Source organism: Veronia pacifica (genome assembly GCF_001707825.1).
Taxonomy (GTDB): domain Bacteria; phylum Pseudomonadota; class Gammaproteobacteria; order Enterobacterales; family Vibrionaceae; genus Veronia; species Veronia pacifica.
The window spans coordinates 149,467-167,190 of the sequence record NZ_LYBM01000003.1; the positions used below are offsets into that span (position 1 = coordinate 149,467).

Here is a 17,724-nt window from a genome sequence, read left to right on the forward strand (position 1 = left end):
GATGTTTTCGGTATGCACGCAGCCAAATGACAGACACAGCGGAATTGAGACCAAGCGCGGGCTATCCTCGCTGGTATTTTCTGATGCAACAACCTCTAATCGCATCGGCTTCAGAGGCACGAAGGCGGCTGCTTTTCTGGAGCAACACAATGTCTCGCTTCCTGACAAGCCAAATCGTGCAGTACAAATGAGTGATGGTTTATTGGTGTTGAGGCTCAGCCACACTGAGTATTGGCTGGTAGACGCAGATAACCTCAACACAACGACGCTTTCTAATCTTGAAAAAGCATCTGAGGATACCTCTGACGTTATACGGCTCTATTGCCAACATAGCGTGGCGATGTTCGTGCTATCTGGACCAGCATGCCCGCAAATGTTTGCTAAGGTTTGTGCAGTGGATCTTCAACTCGATGCTTTTGACCTCGGATCGATTGCCCAAACATCGGTAGCACGGGTGTCATCAATTGTGGTGAGAGCACCAACCACTAAAGAACAGGAAACCTGTTTTTATATTTTCAGTGATATTTCAAGCGCCAGCTATTTATGGCATGCGCTAGATGATGCCGCCGCTGAATTTTAATCAAACTCGTAAAAGAACATTATCAACGCCGTGTAAGGAGGGGAATAAAGCACCCAATCCGTAAGCATGACCATCATGCAGAATGACAAAGGAGTATGTATGCCAGTTATTACGATTCCTGAAATCCATCAGGTTTGTAAAACAGCGTTAGAAAAACATGGAGCAACACCTTGGATTGCAGAATCTGTTGCGCATGCTGTTGCGAAGAACGAATCGCGTCGCAATAGGATTTGTGGGCTGTATTATTTGCAAAGTTACTGTCAGCAACTCGTCTCGGGGCGGGTATCGAAAGATGCTGAACCTGTCATTACGCTCCCCAAGCCGGGCTTTGTAAAAGTTGATGCGAAATATGGCTTTGCGCAACCGGCTTTCTCACGGGCACTTCCCAGCTTCATCGATGCCGTGCAAGATAACGGTATCGCCGCGTTAGCCATAGGCCACAGCCACACCTGCACATCCTTGGGTTATTTCACAGAACAACTGGCACGTAAGGGGTTTATTGCAATTGGTTTTACCAATTCTTCACCAATTGTTGCACCTCCCGGAGGAAAAATACGCACCATTGGCACAAACCCGGTCGCCTTTTCTGTTCCTGACGGTGATGGAAACATTGCCATGCAGTTTGACCAATCAACCACTGTTGTTGCGCTCGGAAAAATTACCATGGCAAAAGAAGCCGGAGAGAAAATCCCAGAGGGTTGGGCGCTCGACGAGCATGGCAACCCCACCACAGAGCCAGAAAAAGCATTAGCAGGTTCATTGGTTTCAGCTGGAGGCTACAAGGGTTGGGGGTTTGGTCTGATGGCAGAACTACTCACTGCAGGTCTTACCGGCAGCATCGCATCACAATTCGTAAAACCACTGAAAGCGACGCAAGGCGAACCGCACGATTTGGGGCAGTTCTTTCTGGCGATTGATCCTGAAAATTCTGATGTGTTTTTTGAACGTTTCGGTCAGGTCGCCGATCTTGTCGCACAAGATGAAGGCACTCGCTTGCCCGGCCAATCACTGAAAGATCTCTCAGAAGTCGATGTACCTGATAGCCTGTGGCATCTGGCGCTGGAACTGTCGACGGGGCCCTCAAAAGACTGATTTTACGTTTCAATACAAAACGGCCCGCATCTTGGGCCGTTTGCTCTACTCTCGACGAGCTAAGAAACTATCTCGTGGCGTTTATCATCCAAAATTGTAAGCTCATTCGTTACCTATTTATGCTAACGGAACTGGTCACTAAGCTATACGACAATTGCCCTGAGTGTCGCTTCCAGAAGTGCGAAAGACAGTTATTCAAGAGAATGCCTATGAGGCTTAGCTTAGGTTGAAACCCATCTAGCATGCCTTATCCCAAATATTTAGATTCTGCTTGCCCCTCTTGATGCAACGCAAATGTAGAATTCGGGATTCAGTCGAGTAATTTCTTCATACTGCTTTTGAACGGCGTTTACTACGTTATCGATGAGGTCATGGGGTAGCAACGCAACCACGCAGCCACCAAATCCTCCGCCCGTCATTCGAACTCCGCCTCTCGTGCCGATGACTCCTTTTATCAGCGCGACCAATAAATCGATTTCACTCACAGTTATTTCAAAGTCATTACGCATGGATATGTGAGACGCTTCCATCAACTCCGATAATTTACTCATAGCTTCCTGTGACAGGGCCTCAATGGCTGCCAACGTTCGCTCATTCTCTGTGACAACATGTTTAGCTCGCTTAAAGATCAATGGGTCCAAACCACACTGATCGCGCATAAGGTCTTCAGATGACAGTTCACGGAGTGTATTGACACCATAATGGCGAGCAGCGCTTTCACACTGTTGGCGGCGTAAATTATATTCGCTGTCAACAAGCCCACGCCGTTTGTTCGAATTGATAATCAACACACTTATGTTATCCGGCAAGGCGACAGGTTGAATGTCCAGAGTCAGGCAGTCGATAAGTAGGCCGTGACGATCATGTGCAGTCGCTGATACCATTTGATCCATAATTCCACACTTACAGCCCACGAATTCGTTCTCGGCTTTTTGGGATATTAATGCGATTTGTTTTTGGCTCAGTGAAAGATCATAGAGTTCGCTAAACATTTGTGTGATCGCAACCTCCAGAGAAGCAGAGGAGCTCAGGCCTGCACCCTGAGGAATGTTACCACTGACCACCAAATCAACACCGCCCAGTGCATGCGAGCCCTCATTTAATGCGACAACCACACCGCGTATGTAATTCGCCCACATTTTCTCTTTATGGACGGCAATTTCTTCCTTGAGGCTGAACTGATCACTGTCGTTATCGTAGTCCGCCGCGACAACACGCACTACATCGTCATTGCGCTTTGCAACAGCCACAACAGTGGCGAAATTGATCGCGCAAGGCAGAACGTAACCACCATTGTAATCCGTATGCTCACCAATCAGGTTTACCCGCCCGGGTGCCTGAAAAAGATATTGATGGGTATAGCCAAAGACGTCTTCAAATACTGAGCCAGCGCGCTCGCACAATTCAGTCAAATCACCCGTGACAACCGCGTTTCTGTCTTCCATATCAGACCTGCTCTTTGTAGTGAATATCGCTGACAGCACGCAGTCTCTCTGCTGCCTGTTCCGGTGTTAAATCACGCTGACTCTCTGCGAGCATTTCATATCCAACCATGAACTTTCTTACTGTCGCACTGCGCAGCAAGGGTGGATAAAACAACGCATGAAGTTGCCAATGCTCGATGTCAGTTGATGGATCGAAAAATGGCGCAAAGTGCCACCCCATCGAATAAGGAAAAGACGTCCGGAACAGATTGTCATAGCGGCAAGTCAAAGATTTCAACGCATGCGCCAAATCATAGCGTTGTTGTTGAGAAAGCTCGTTCATTCTCCGGACATGGCTTTTAGGTAACAGCATGGTTTCAAAAGGCCATGCAGCCCAGTAAGGCACTACAGCTACCCAGTGCTCTGTTTCCACAACAACACGGGCATCCGCTTCGACCTCACGTTCGACATAGTCCACCAGCAAATTAGTGCCATGCTCCTGATAGTAGCTTTTCAGGTGGTTATTTTTATTGGCTATTTCATTCGGTACAAAGCTATTCGCCCAGATCTGACCATGCGGATGAGGCTGCGAACACCCCATCGCTTCCCCTTTGTTTCGAAACCTGTACCCAGATATACTTTTCACCCAGTTCGCGAAGCTGTTGGTCCCATGTCTCTATGACTGCACCAATTTGCGGTAAAGAAAGCTCAGGCAGGGTTTTACTGTGGTCGGGTGAAAAGCAGAGTACCCGGCTAAGGCCAGTAACGCTCTCTGCTCTGAACAAAGGACTTTCAGATTTCGGTGATGCGGGGCATTCTTTTGTCAGTGCCGCAAAGTCATTCTCGAACACGTACGTTGAACAAAAGTCAGGATTATTTTCTCCAGACACTCGAGTGTTGCCAGGGCATAAAAAACATGTCTCGTCATACTGCGGTAAAGCTGTCTTTGATGGGCTTTCATCTTGTCCACTCCACGGCCTTTTCGCACGGTGCGGTGAAACCAGTACCCATTGTCCGGTCATCGGATTAAATCGTCGATGTGGATGTTCAGCAGCATCAAAAACCATTTTGCTCACTTTTACTCCTCACTAAAAGTTCGCGGCGAGGTGTAACCATTCGGGTTATTGACCTGCCAGCGCCATGTGTCCTCCGCCATCTCCATCAATGAATAGCGGGCATGCCAATCCAACTCACGCGACGCTTTGGACGGATCAGCCCAGTACTCCGCAATATCACCCGCCCTGCGTGGACAAATTTCGAAGGGAATGTTTGCGTCACATGCCACCGAGAAGGTGTAAATCATTTGCATGACACTGGTCCCCTTGCCAGTGCCTAGGTTAAACACATGAAGCCCAGATTTATCAGCCAATTTCTGGAAAGCGGCCACATGCCCGGCGGCCAGATCCATCACATGGATATAGTCACGTATGCCTGTGCCATCTGGTGTTGGGTAATCGTTACCAAATACACTAAGTTTTTCTCTTTTACCCACCGCGACTTGGGCAATAAATGGCATCAGGTTATTTGGAGTGCCTTTCGGATCCTCACCAATCACACCTGAAGGATGTGCGCCAACCGGATTAAAGTAGCGAAGCAGGCAAATACTCGAATCAGGTGTTGCAGACTGGAGGTCGGTCAAACATTGTTCAACCATATGTTTACTCCGACCATAGGGGCTGGCTATATTTCCCGTCGATGCTTCCTCTGTAATAGGCACTCGCTCGGGTTCGCCATAAACGGTGGCTGATGAGCTGAATATCAGGCACTTCACATTGGCGCGGGTCATTGCCCTCACCAAAGACAAAGATCCGCTCACGTTGTTGTCGAAGTAAGTCAGCGGATCCGCAACGGATTCAGCAACAGACTTCAAACCTGCAAAATGCATCACGCCATCAATATTATGCTTGCTAAAGATGTCTTCGAGGCACTTTTCGTCACGAACATCGGCTTCGTAAAAACATGCTTGATGGTCAGTTAACGCCTTGATTCTATCTAATACTTCAATACTTGAATTTGCCAGGTTATCGACAATGACAGGGGTAAAGCCATTTTCAATCAGTTGAACGACAGTATGGCTGCCGATATAGCCTAGCCCGCCAGTGACCAAAACATTCATACACAATATCCTTTGCTATTGTTCACTGCCTGCGCTGTTATCGCTGGAGTGTCATAAGTGTGGCAGTCAAATTTAAATTCTCTCTGTGACAACTTAATAAATAATATTAACTATTCCTAATTGATATTCATATTCGAGGGCCACGACCCGAATGACAAGATCGCGGCCCAGCCTTTCAGTGAATAAAGTTATTAGGTCTTATCACTGGCCATCCGTCCTGCCATTCAATCTTGCCCATGTATGCTCTGCGTCTTTCTACGTGTGCCGGTAAACGCGAATCGGGATGAATGCTCGAACATTCAAGAGCGGCCTCAGAGGCATGAAACACCGCATACCAATCTTTTGTTTCCCTCTCTTGAATAAAGCCTGCATGTCCCGGACCTTTGAGCCTTGTGCGGTCTTTGCTCGAATCTTCAGGTAACATCGCTGTGTGCAAAAATGGGTGAGGACTCGGTTCATAAGGACCATACAATGAGCGTGACCGGGCAACACTTTCGGCATAGGATTCGGTGCAGAATCGTCCTGATGCGTAGAACAGATAGTAGTAGTCTTCATGTTTGATAAGCTCTGGCCCTTCAATTAATGAGCCTCCCGGAACCCACGAGTCTTCCCACAAACCATGACCTGATCGTAAAAGGGCTTTTCTGGTACCCTCTACCAATTGAATCGACTCGGTGTATGGATCAATATCAATTTGCTGAATAAAAAGGACAGTTTCAGGACTGGCAGTAAAACCCGCACTCCCACCACAGTCTTTTTCATCTCCGAATTGATAATTAAGGGATATAGGGTAAAAGCAGTGGTTATTTTCCTGCTTCCATAGGAAATAGTATTTCCCATTATCTTTAAAAATATTCGGGTCAATCTCACCCGCATGGAAATTACCCAAGTCGAGCACAACATCTGATACATGCTTAAATGCGCTGTCGCCAAGGCCATCATGGGAAAATACAACACCTATTCGGTGACGGCCAATGTAGGTATATCTCGAATCAGACTCGGCTTCTTTTGGTGGACACCGTCCTCCCTCAGGTGAAGAGAACATCAACATGTATTCTTGATCTGTTAATTTAAAGGTTTCACTCGCCCAGCGCTGCTGACAGTTGGCCCAGTGTCGGTTGGTATCATCTACAGAGTCGTTGTAGGGATAAGTATGCTCAGGCGCTCTGCCAAAGTCCTTTCCGGCAAACTTTTCAGGTGTCATCCACCCTACTGGCTCATAGCCTGTCGGGTTTGCTAATTTCTCGCTTCGATACAGTTTAATGCCATCAAAACTGGCGCAAGTAAGGTAATAGGCGTCACCGGAATCAACGATAAAGGGATCAGGGCAATGAGGAAAGTTACCCTCTCCATTCTGTTTAACGAGAGTTTTGACGGAAATGGAGTCTGGATATCCTGCCCACCTGGTGCTAAAGATATTGACTGAACTCTGTCGACTGTCCTTCGATAGTGCTACCTGATTATCCCCGCAATCTCCCGCTGCCGATACATATCGCCCGCTTCCCTCAGGACGATTCACAGCAATCAATGTACCGCCTGCCATTTTTGCTGGTGCCAATTCCCCCTCTTCGACGATAAACTCGAATTCCGTGGTGAGATCATCGGCTTCATCCAAGCTGACAAGGCTCAAGGTATTGTCATTGGGATCCGATGAATAGGTAACCGCGAAAATTTCGCTTTTCGTTGCCCCCTTCACTACACCTATTTTATATCTATTGTTACTAAGACCAATCATCTGGAAGGTTTGATTTTCGCCAAACGTTCTCCACAGATCCAAGTTAGTCAGGTTGTTGTCATAGCTCAACGCTCTGAATTCGCAGGTCTTCGCTGATGACGCCTCGATCATTCTGAAAGCACTGTTTTCATCGCAGCGATCGTTCAGTGAAAGTTGAGTCTCGCGTCCACTGTCATAGCCAATAAAACGATGACAGGCGGCGTTTGACTTGCCCGGCGATATGGCTTCAAGACAAACCATTTTTCCATCCTGATAACGAAACTCGCCATCGCTGGCAGTGTCCCTTATGTGGTTTGCGGGCTTAATTCTAAATAACTGGTTCGCACCTCTTTGGCTCCAGAGGTCAACAAGGGGGGAGTCACAAGCATCGATATAAGACATCCATCGTTGCCTACTGCCAGTATTCGGGCCTTCGGTGCACTCTGTATCTGCCCTTAGATACACAGAATCTGGCTCTGGTCCGGGTTGAGCTGTCCAGCGCTGGTTGTTTCCTGCTTTCGGCCATAAATCTAATGGCTTGCCCAGCTTGCAATTATCATGACTTATAAAGTCGACGTGTTTCTCAATATCTGTTGCTGGTTTGGCTGTCTGAAAGTAAATACTCTGAGTATTTCGTTTAATCTCAATAAACACTCCCAAAGGAGCTGGCTTATCACAACCAAACAGCATCGCAATTACGATAAAATATAGCGGGAATAAAAAGCCGCGCTTTCTATTATGAGAAAACATATGCATATCTCCACGAAATTTATATATAAGACTGTAGTTACGCTTTGTTTCTTCCCCTAAAATCTACAGGTGTCATATTAACTTCAGCTTTAAATACTCGGTAAAGGTATTCCTCTGCTGAATATCCAGACATTTTTGCAATGTCGCTGACTGAAAGATCCGTTGTCATCAGTAAGTGTTTTGCATTATCTAACTTTGCATCATGTAAGGCTTTATGGATGGAATACCCCATCTTTTCTTTATATTTCTTTTCAACGAGTGTTCGTGAGAAACCAATACTATCGACCACTTGTTGAACTTTAATACCGCGCCTAAAGTTATTTCGGATATATGTATTCACCTGAATCACGACTGGATCGAGTTCGACATTAGATTGCGTAGTCTCGCCAAAATCAATATCACTGGGTGAAATTAAGCCAGACTTAAATTTCACTCTTTCTTTCCTTATTTTTCTTATTAACATGTCACAAGCTAACTCACCGACTTCAGTTAATGGCATTTTTATTCCGGTCATTTTTTGTCGGGTTATAAAGTCGTCAATGTTATTTTCTTTCAGTGTGATAATGGACACTTCACCGGGAACGAGATAGCCAACCTCCAGACAGGCATCCAATAGTGCTTTCGAACGACTTTCATTAATTACCACAATGCCGCAAGGCTTAGGTAAAGAATTTATCCAGTTGATCAGTCGCTGATTTTCTTGTTTCCAGGACCGAAAGTTAGTTAGCATCCCATGAAACGTTGACGTCTGGATATCTTCGCGCTCGCTGAGTGAATTAAATGCGTGCATTCGACCGATATAACGCGGATCACTGGCATCGTCCAAAACATCATAGCAGCCAATGTAATAAATCCCCGCTGAGACAAAGCAGTCGACTGCCATATCAATACACGCCTTCGAATTTATTCCTACAGTCATGACACTGAATTTTTTCTCTATTGCTTCAGATTGCTCAAGAACACCCACAATAGGTAGGCTTGTTCTTTCAAAAGTATTTATCTGAAGAGAGTCAGAATAATCAGCAATAATGCCATCGAACCAAATATCTTCAATATCTTGATGTTCAGACACTATTTCATTTCCGAATATTATTTCAACATCTACATTTTCTTTTAAAAGGTATTGATTTATTCCTCTAATGATACTGGCCTGTCTAGAAATAAGCGGATTCAAAAGCACGGCCAGCCTCAAGCGATTAGGCAGTAACTTACTGGTATCAAGTGAAACCCTTCTTGCGGTAATTGTCATCCTTGAGGCCTATTCCGAATAGACTGTGTATTAATACAAAAAAAAGAAATTTATGCCTTCGCTTTACTGGCTATTTTATTTATTACTCCTGATGAAATTATTTTCTGTATTAGAATGAAGAAAAATAGAAGAACACCAATGATTATTTTTGTCCACCAAGAGTTTAACGTTCCGTCAAAGGTGATAATTGTCTGAATCGTTCCTTGGATCAGCACGCCAAAAAGTGTTCCGATAACATAGCCGACACCACCCGATAAGAGTGTTCCACCGATCACTGCTGAGGCAATGGCATCAAGCTCCAATCCCATCGCTGACAGGGCATATCCCGAAAAGGTATAAAACGTAAAGAGGATCCCTGCCAACGCGGCAAGAAAACTGCTGGTGGCGTACACCATGATTTTTGTTTTATTGACAGGTATCCCCAGTAATACCGATGAGCTCTCACTGCCGCCGATAGCATATATATGCCTGCCAAACGGCGTGTAGTGAGCAATGAGGGTAAAGATGCCAACCACAGCGATAAGAATAAGTGTGCTGACGGTGATTGAGCCGTTATCAGGCAAATCGATCGAAAAGTCACTGATCGCATCATAAAAGCTATGGCTGATCGGTACAGACTCCAGACTGATCACCAAAGATAAGCCGCGAAGAAAAAACATGCCCGCCAGCGTCACGATAAATGGTGGTAAGTCATAAGCATCAATCAGATACCCCATCAAGCTGCCAAAGGCAGTGGCGATAACGAGAACGACAGCAAACGCGAGCAACGGATGAAAGTGATAGTGCTCGATCATGACGGATACCGATACGCCGACACAGGCAATCATTGCACCGACTGAGAGATCAATACCGCCTGAGATGATCACCAGCGTTAACCCTACTGCCGCGACAATAAGAAATGCATTATCATTAAACAGGTTAGTAAGCACGCGGACAGAGAAGAAAGACTCAAACATCAATCCGCCGAAAATATAAAGCGCGGAGAAGACAACAACAGTCGCGACAAGAGGTAAATATTTAGTCTGCATCCTGCGCTCCTTTCTTCAATAGTCCTTTGACTGACTGCCTGAATTTGGCTGAGAGCAACAGCATCACCAGAACTACCACCACAGATTTGATGACAAACGTGAACTGCGCGGGAATACCATTGGTGAGGATCGTGGTAGTGATCGTTTGAAGGAGCAGGACGCCGATCAGCGTAGACCAGAGGTAAAACTTACCGCCAATTAATGCTGTTCCACCAATGACTACTGCCAAAATCGCATCGAGCTCAGACCATAGTCCGGCATTATTGGCATCGGCTCCCTTGATATCAGCGGCCAATATCATCCCTGCCAGCCCGGCGCAAATGCCGCAGAAGGCATACACAAACATCTTGGTGAATTTTTCATTCAATCCAAGGTAATGGCTTGCTTTTGGATTACCCCCGACAGAGGCAATGAAAAGCCCAAGCGACGTTGCCTTCATTAGCCAAGCCGTCAGTCCATACATAATGAGGACGATGATCACCGGGGTGGGAATACCCAGAAGGTAACCATTGCCGATGAACTCGAATGCCGGGAAGTTAAAGGTGAGTACCTGACCATCGGTAATTAGCTGAGCAACACCGCGACCTGCCACCATCAGCATTAACGTCGCAATGATGGGTTGAATACCGATATAGATCACGAGAAGTCCATTCCAAGCACCTGCAATACCAGCCACTAAGAGAGTGATAGCCACAATGGACAACAAGGACTCTATTTGCACTATTGATATGAGGTAGGCGCTTGTTGCGCCTGCAATGGCAACGACTGCACCGACCGACAAGTCAATCCCTCCCGTGGCGATGACTAACGTCATCCCGAGTGCCAGTAAAGCGATGGGCGACGCCCGATTGGCGATATCAATCAAGCTGCCAAATAAGTGGCCGTTCTTGATTTCGACCGTCAAAAACCCAGGGTCAAACACACCATTCGCGATGATCAATAAAAAGAGGGAAAGCGCTGGCCAGAAAACCGAATTATTGATGATTCTCGGCCAGGTTTTCTTTGGCTTCACTGGTACGTTTTTGTTCGTATTTGCAAGTGTCATGCACCGCTCCCAATAGCCCTGACGATATCTGTAGTTGTCACTGGTTTCTCTGACAAAACCGTAACCGGATGCTTATCCTTCATGACTAACACCTCGTCACTCGACTCTGTGACCTCTTCTAGCTCAGAAGAAATAAGCACAACCGATACCCCTTGCTTGCAGAGGTTGGCGATGATCTGTTTGATTTCCTGTTTTGCGCCCACATCAATCCCCCGTGTTGGCTCGTCAAGGATCAAGATGGCTGGTTCAACGCATAACCAACGGGCAAGAATGACCTTTTGCTGGTTGCCACCACTGAGATTTTTAACAGGCGTGTCCCAATGCGAGGTAACAATATTGAGATGACGTATGAAGCGTTTGGCGATGTCTTCTTGCTCGGCAGCCGGAATTTTATCGAAAACACCGCGTCTGGCTTGGAGTGCGAGGATAATATTGTCTTTCACCGACAGGTCAGGAATGATTCCCTCACTCTTTCTATCTTCAGGACACAAGGCGATACCAGCCGCGATAGCCTGCCTTGGTGATGAAATCTTCTCGCTCTCACCGAAGATCTCAATCGCGCCGCTGTCAGCATGCTCTAGGCCAAAGAGGAGCTGAGCAAGTTCCGTTCGACCTGAACCCAGCAAGCCCGCAACACCATAAACTGTGCCTTTGGTCAGCATCATATCAACGGGTGCCAGAAAACGATGTTTACCCATATTTTTTACGTTCAGCGCGATTTCTTCTTTACTCACCTCAGACGTGTCTTTGTATATTTCTCTGTTTTTGTTTAATGGCTGATTAAGCATCAACCTAACCAGCGCTTCCTGACCCAGTGATTCAGTGTCATAAGTCCCCAATTTGGTGCCGTTTCTGAGCACGGTAATACGGTCCGTGACCTGATAAACCTGGTCGAGGAAATGGGTGACAAAGATAATGCCGATACCTTTCTTGGCGAGATTTCGCATCATCTCAAATAGATTCTCTACCTCTTTACCGTCCAGCGATGCCGTAGGTTCATCAAGAATCAGGACTTTGGCCGACATGTCTACACCGCGGGCAATTGCAACCATCTGCTGCACTGCCACCGAGTACGCATCAAGGTTTTGCGTGACATCGACATTGATATTCAGCTCGTCCATTCGCTTCTGCGCCAGAGCATGCATCTGCTTTCTGTCAATCAATCCAAATCGTTTTGGCTGACGACCGAAAAAGATGTTCTCTGCAATGCTCTGCGTGGGGATGAGATTGACTTCCTGATAGACAGTGCTTATCCCTACTTCTGCCATATCGGTGGCAGAAGCACGGGTAATATTCACATCATCGAGAATGACTTTGCCTTTCTCAGCACGATAAATCCCGGTAATGCATTTGATCAGTGTTGACTTGCCAGCACCGTTTCCACCGAGGAGTGCGTGAATTTCACCCCGTCGCAATGAGAAGTCTACGTCTGAGAGGGCTCTTACACCCGGAAATGACTTGGTCATTCCTGTGACTGACAATATGCGATCTTCCATCATCCCTTTTCCTTTTTTTGCCGGGCTGAAAAGCCAACCCGGCATCAGGCTTTATTAGTATTTGCGAGAAGCGACAGTCTCTTTCGCATTTTCTCTGAGATGGATGAGGTCATCTTGTACCACCCATTTAGGTGCTTCTTTGCCCGCCAGCGCGAGTTCAACCTGATCAAAGGCCAAAGGTCCAAGCAAAGGGTTACACTCGACGGTGGCATTGAGGTCACCATCAATCATGGCCTCAAACGCCCCTTTCACCGCATCGACCGAAATCAGTTTGATGTCTTCACCGGGCACCATACCGAAGTCTTTAATCGCCTGAATAGCACCCAGCGCCATGTCGTCATTGTGTGCGTACACAGCATCAATGTTGTTGCCATGTGCTTTGAGGAAAGCTTCCATGACTTCTTTACCTTTGGTGCGCGTAAACTCTCCATTTTGGGTAGCGATGATGTTGAGCTTAGGGAACAAATCGACAACTTCTTTGAATCCTTTCTGACGGTCAATGGCTGCGCTTGCCCCGGTACTTCCCTGCAATTCGACGACCTTGCCCTGTCCATGAAGTGCTTGCGCTAACCAACTGCCTGCCAGACGTCCTTCAAAAATGAAATCAGAAGCAACCTTGGTGTAATAGAGGGAGTCGTCATCAACAGCAATGCCACGGTCAACAAGGATGACAGGGATTTTCGCTTTCTTTGCTTCGCGCAACACACGCTCCCAGCCTGTCTCTACGACAGGGGCGAGAATAATGGCGTCCACACCCTGTGCAATAAAGGAACGAATCGCTTTAATCTGATTCTCCTGTTTTTGCTGTGCATCAGAAAATTTGAGCGTATAGCCACGTTTCTGAGCCTCTTCTTTGATAGATTGCGTTTCCGCCGTCCTCCAAGAGCTTTCAGCCCCGATTTGGGCAAAGCCGACGGTGATTGCAAATGCCTTGAACGAGAACAACAGGGTGAAGACCGCTATGAACAGCAACCGTATGTACGACTTTTTTCCTGACATTTTCGTCTCCTTGAAAATTGAGAACCTTTCTATTAGCCAACAAACTGCGTCAACTGGTGATTGTTTCGTTAACGCATCAACTATAGGTCTGCCAAAAATGTTTCACGTACTGGAAAATTAACCATCCGCCTGTCTTTTTGATTGATTCAGCAACAGTCGAAAAATCTGAGTGGATATTTAGTAAATAAAATCAGAGATCTAAGAGAGGAAAAAATACAGTGTCGCTTATTGATTGAACCCGCCAGATCAGCAGCCACCAAGGAATACACTGTACTGAAAAAAGACATGCCGCTACTGAACGTTATTAATCAAAAAATCGATTGAATGAGCTGTTGATAGAGAACGAATATCCGGTGCTGGCTAACGTGACTGGAGCAAAGATGTAAGGGTGATCAAACTGTTATCAACACTTCTGGATACTGGAAAACGAGGCATCCTTAGCAATGGTCACTTGCCCGATCAGAGGCTCCAAACCGTGACATTCCTGTCAATGTGTATAATCCCTGATTAACCTGATCCGGCCTCGTTTTAGGTTTTATAGCCTCCAAATTTACAGTGAACAGCTTTATTTGGTTATCTGGTGAGCCAATGGCGACACGAACAGATGCCGTCACCTAGAACAAATCAAGATGCAGCCTGTTTTGTTCAACCAACATCTTGTATGTACCTGAATTGTCCTCACTGTTGTCTATCGACAACGCATTCAGCATAGGCTCAATTTGACTGGCTAGGTTTTGCTTCCTTCCGCACACATAAACCTTTGCCCCCATGTCTATGAGCTCTCTAACAGCAGCATGTTGTTGCCTCACCGAATCTTGCACGTAATGTTTGGTTTCTTGGTCGCGTGAGAAAGCAACAAAACAGTTTTGTAAGACTCCTGAGTCAAGCCAGTGCTTAATTTCATCACGGTAAACATAATCGACACTTTGGTGTTTTTCACCAAAGAACAAAATACAAGGTGCAGACGATTGGTGCTTCTCTCTGGATTGCAAATATCCTATGAAAGGCGCGATGCCAGCACCCGTGGCGATTAAGATACTGGGAGAGTTAACATCATAGTGAAAGCCGGGATTTGCACGTACGAAAAGAGGGAGGGTGTCACCAATATTGAGCGATTGTAGGTATGCTGTCGAACAGCCAGGTTTTGGCGAAGTACTTTCTGGATCGCTCCACACTTCTCTCACGCAAAGCTCTAACACGTCGGCATTTGCAAGCTGGCTTGATGCAATAGAATACGTTCTCGGTTCGATACCGGACAGAGCATCTGCAAATTCATTGATAGTCATGGTTCCCTCAGGATAAAAGTCCGTCAGAAAATCATTGAACTGATGCCTTTTCATGTAGTCATTCAATGCCACTTTATTCTTATACTTAAGTAAGGATTTTAAATCACTATTAGGGAAAGCTGACGCTATTTTTCGCACTACTGCTTTGCTGATTCGAGCAATTTCTTTCTCTTTTAGCCATCTTTCTGCCTCTGCTACCGATACTCCAAAATAGTAAGCGAAGGGAGTAAGCAATGGCTCGGTATTGCACGGCTTTAGGTGAACGATATCTCCCGGTTGATAACGGATACCGCTATTTTTGATACATATCCGGATACGATATAAGCTCGGAAATGTGCCAGATATCTTGGTGGCAGAAAGTAGAGGTGCGGAGAACAGAGCATTTTCGCCATAGGAAGACACGGATATATTCAGCGCTTCCCCTGCACGCAGATCGCCTTTCAGAAGGACGGCTTTCAACACCGTTTTCCACTCTTCAAATAACACACGGTAACTTAAGTCTGCATCCACACGATTGATCAGGCGTCGGGCACCGTTTGCTGAAAGCGCACTGTCGAGACTTTTACTGAAGCCACAAAAGTTAGGATATGCTGTATCACCCAGTCCAAAAACAGCAAAAGGGAACAAGAGAGGCTGAGAGATTTCCTGAAACGATTGCCAGAAGTATTCTGCGTTACTCGGTGGTTCTCCGTCACCAAACGAACTGGAAATAAAAGCGGTAAATGTGTCATCTTTCAATTCCGTTGGGTCAAACTCATCCAACGCTTTGAGAGTAATAGTAAAATTATTAGCGAGTTCGCTGTCAGAAGAGAGCTGGCGCGCCAGCTCTTTTGCATTTCCCGACACAGACCCGTATACAACGTATATGTTGCGAATAACAGGTTGCATATTTACGCTTCCTCATAATACTCGTCGAAGACTTCTTTCGAGAATTCAACAGATTCATAATCTGCCAATAAATCATTGATTACGCGCCTAACACTGATGTACTCAGTGATCTCCCCTGCTTCATTGAATATGGGGTGTACCGTGGTATCAACCACATAAATCTCACCATTTTTGCCTTTATTGGGTATTATGCCAGTCCAGATTTTCCCTGCTTTGATGGTATCCCACATGTTTTTGTATACTTCTTTTGGTACTTGTTCCACACGGACCAGATTGTGAGGCTGACCGATCAACTCATTTTCCTCATACCCAGTAAGCTGACAAAATAATGAATTCACATAGGTGATATTACCTTCCAGATCGGTTTTAGAAATTACCAGCGCATTTTGAACAGCTGTCATAATTTGGTCATTGAGGCTTTGTTGGCTCATTACTCATTCCCTTTATTGATAATGGTTATCACTTAGATTAATAAAGATGTATTTGAGATGCAACTTATAAAATGATGTAAATCTGTATGTACTTGATGCGCGGAATGACATCTCACATTTAGACATTATTTACTGATAATTATATATTTATTGAGATCGCTGAGTGTATTAATGGAGTAATTCACACATTTTTCTCGATAGTTTTTTCGCAAAAGTAAGTACCTTTATCACTCTCTGGACTTCATCTTTCTTCGGCTGATGTAAGGCGATACTCGCTGTCGGTGGATAGATGGGATCTTGAGACATGATGCAAAACTATTTATCTCCATTGAAGAGTATGACGTGATAAAAAATGCTTATAAAAGTGTCGAATTAAATCTCTATAAACCAAAAAATCAGAAGAAGCTTGAATTAAAAGGGGTTGTAAATTAACTGTTATTATTCAATTTTCAAATAAAAAATTAGTTAATATTAAGATATAGATAAATACTTTCCTAAATATCTAGACATCTATTAATGAAAATTCGGATAAATTATAAAAAACAAATAACTTTTATAGTGTGGCATATATTAGTTTTTATAAAACTAATAGCATTAATCTTTTTAAACATAAAGTTTATTCTCATAAATAAAGCACTTACTCATAATAACCTGCCATATTTTATTTATGTTTAACAATGAATCAAATAAGGATAATTATTTTATGAAATAAAAATCATATAATAATTAATTCAACCCAAAATATGAATATATTAATCAAGGAGTAATAAATTGAAAGTTACATGCTTTATTTTAAAAAAATTATTTTTTTATTTGTCAGGTTTTATTTTTTTGTTAGGAGTAAATATGAGTGCAAACGCAACAGCAGATAATCAGGTACGAGCGAGTTACATTCAATTAACCGCCCAATCTGGTAAAGAAACAGATTTAGCAGATTTCCTTGGTGTTGGTGCTCAGTTAGTCAGTGACACAGAACCTGAGACTTTATTGTGGTCAGCTCTTCAATCACAAGACAAGAAGACATTGGTTATTTTTGATACCTTCGGGTCTCAGGCTGCTCAAGATGCTCACTTCTCTGGGAAAATCCCAGAAGCTCTGAGTAGCAAAGCACATGACTTAGTTCAGGGTGGATGGAATAAAGGGGTTGTTCCGAATATAAATAATGCTGATATCATTGCATTTAAAACCACGCCCGACGCTGTAAGTAATGTCAAAATTGCTACCTTTATTCCTCTTACTGCTAAGGCTGGTCAAGAAGAAAACCTTGCTAATTTTTTGAAGCAAGGTGCTCAGATTGTTAAGGATAATGAGCCAGACACACTACATTGGTTTGCTATTCATTTTGGTCAGAACAAATTCGGAATCGTCGATTTTTTCCCGAATCAAGCGGCTGTTGATCATCATTTTGCAGGTGGCGTAGCTCAGGCCATGCAACAACACGCTGCAACCCTCGTTGAGGGTGGTTGGGAAAACGGTGTTGTCGCTGGAATCCAAGCTTTTAGCGTCATTGAGTTTATTAAGCGTTAGTAAGACACTGACTCCACGAATTTCGTGGAGTCAGCGCTTTTACATAACATAGGGGTGGCCCCCGTCCATACAGTCTCAATCATTCACTGACACGTCTTT

At 45.0% G+C, this 17,724-nt stretch carries 13 protein-coding genes and 1 pseudogene; 3 read left to right on the plus strand and 11 right to left on the minus strand.

The features are described from left to right. Position 1: 1 nt before the first annotated feature. Together A8L45_RS03475 and A8L45_RS03480 are read left to right on the plus strand one after the other, a co-directional pair. On the plus strand, positions 2-580 hold the full coding sequence (locus tag A8L45_RS03475) for an aminomethyltransferase family protein (protein ID WP_068899242.1): 579 nt from the start codon (positions 2-4) through the stop codon (positions 578-580). Positions 581-679: 99 nt separating this feature from the next. Beyond that, entirely contained in the window at positions 680-1,672 is a 993-nt protein-coding gene (locus tag A8L45_RS03480) for an Ldh family oxidoreductase (RefSeq protein WP_068899245.1), read from the plus strand. 260 nt (positions 1,673-1,932) lie between these two features. On the opposite strand, the gene galK is transcribed toward A8L45_RS03480, so the two are convergent. The 11 genes and pseudogenes from galK to A8L45_RS03540 all read right to left on the minus strand — a co-directional run bounded on the left by galK (position 1,933) and on the right by A8L45_RS03540 (position 16,098). Further along, complete coding sequence (galK, locus tag A8L45_RS03485) at positions 1,933-3,084, minus strand: galactokinase (RefSeq protein WP_068899358.1); 1,152 nt, start codon at positions 3,082-3,084, stop codon at positions 1,933-1,935. Between the two features lie 34 nt (positions 3,085-3,118). Then, a pseudogene (locus A8L45_RS03490) lies at positions 3,119-4,163 on the minus strand (UDP-glucose--hexose-1-phosphate uridylyltransferase). Between the two features lie 11 nt (positions 4,164-4,174). Then, positions 4,175-5,212 carry a UDP-glucose 4-epimerase GalE gene (gene galE / locus A8L45_RS03495; protein ID WP_068899247.1) on the minus strand — a complete coding sequence of 346 codons (1,038 nt, stop codon included), beginning with the start codon at positions 5,210-5,212 and terminating at the stop codon, positions 4,175-4,177. A gap of 175 nt (positions 5,213-5,387) precedes the next feature. Then, a complete protein-coding gene (locus A8L45_RS03500) occupies positions 5,388-7,676 on the minus strand; it encodes a family 43 glycosylhydrolase (RefSeq protein WP_068899249.1) in 2,289 nt (762 codons plus the stop codon). A gap of 37 nt (positions 7,677-7,713) precedes the next feature. After that, positions 7,714-8,925, minus strand: a complete 1,212-nt coding sequence (locus A8L45_RS03505; protein ID WP_068899251.1) for an AraC family transcriptional regulator — start codon at positions 8,923-8,925, stop codon at positions 7,714-7,716. Positions 8,926-8,975: 50 nt separating this feature from the next. Continuing rightward, a complete protein-coding gene (gene yjfF / locus A8L45_RS03510) occupies positions 8,976-9,953 on the minus strand; it encodes a galactofuranose ABC transporter, permease protein YjfF (RefSeq protein WP_068899253.1) in 978 nt (325 codons plus the stop codon). Further along, the gene (locus tag A8L45_RS03515; protein WP_083228184.1) at positions 9,943-10,998 is read right to left on the minus strand and encodes an ABC transporter permease; all 1,056 of its coding nucleotides are present in this window, start codon (positions 10,996-10,998) and stop codon (positions 9,943-9,945) included. Before A8L45_RS03515 ends, yjfF begins: the two co-directional genes overlap by 11 nt. Continuing rightward, positions 10,995-12,539, minus strand: a complete 1,545-nt coding sequence (locus A8L45_RS03520; RefSeq protein ID WP_217492114.1) for a sugar ABC transporter ATP-binding protein — start codon at positions 12,537-12,539, stop codon at positions 10,995-10,997. The genes A8L45_RS03515 and A8L45_RS03520 overlap by 4 nt, the downstream gene beginning before the upstream one ends. 9 nt (positions 12,540-12,548) lie before the next feature. Next, positions 12,549-13,493, minus strand: a complete 945-nt coding sequence (locus tag A8L45_RS03525) for an ABC transporter substrate-binding protein (RefSeq protein ID WP_068899260.1) — start codon at positions 13,491-13,493, stop codon at positions 12,549-12,551. Positions 13,494-14,107: 614 nt separating this feature from the next. Further along, positions 14,108-15,667 (minus strand): flavodoxin domain-containing protein, encoded by a 1,560-nt coding sequence (locus A8L45_RS03535; protein ID WP_068899265.1) that lies wholly within the window; start codon positions 15,665-15,667, stop codon positions 14,108-14,110. Positions 15,668-15,669: 2 nt separating this feature from the next. Next, positions 15,670-16,098, minus strand: coding sequence for a PAS domain-containing protein (locus tag A8L45_RS03540; RefSeq protein WP_068899267.1), 429 nt, complete (start codon positions 16,096-16,098; stop codon positions 15,670-15,672). 771 nt (positions 16,099-16,869) lie between these two features. Here A8L45_RS03540 and A8L45_RS03545 point away from each other — a divergent pair. Beyond that, positions 16,870-17,625 carry a putative quinol monooxygenase gene (locus A8L45_RS03545; protein ID WP_139122294.1) on the plus strand — a complete coding sequence of 252 codons (756 nt, stop codon included), beginning with the start codon at positions 16,870-16,872 and terminating at the stop codon, positions 17,623-17,625. The last annotated feature ends 99 nt before the right edge of the window (positions 17,626-17,724 follow it).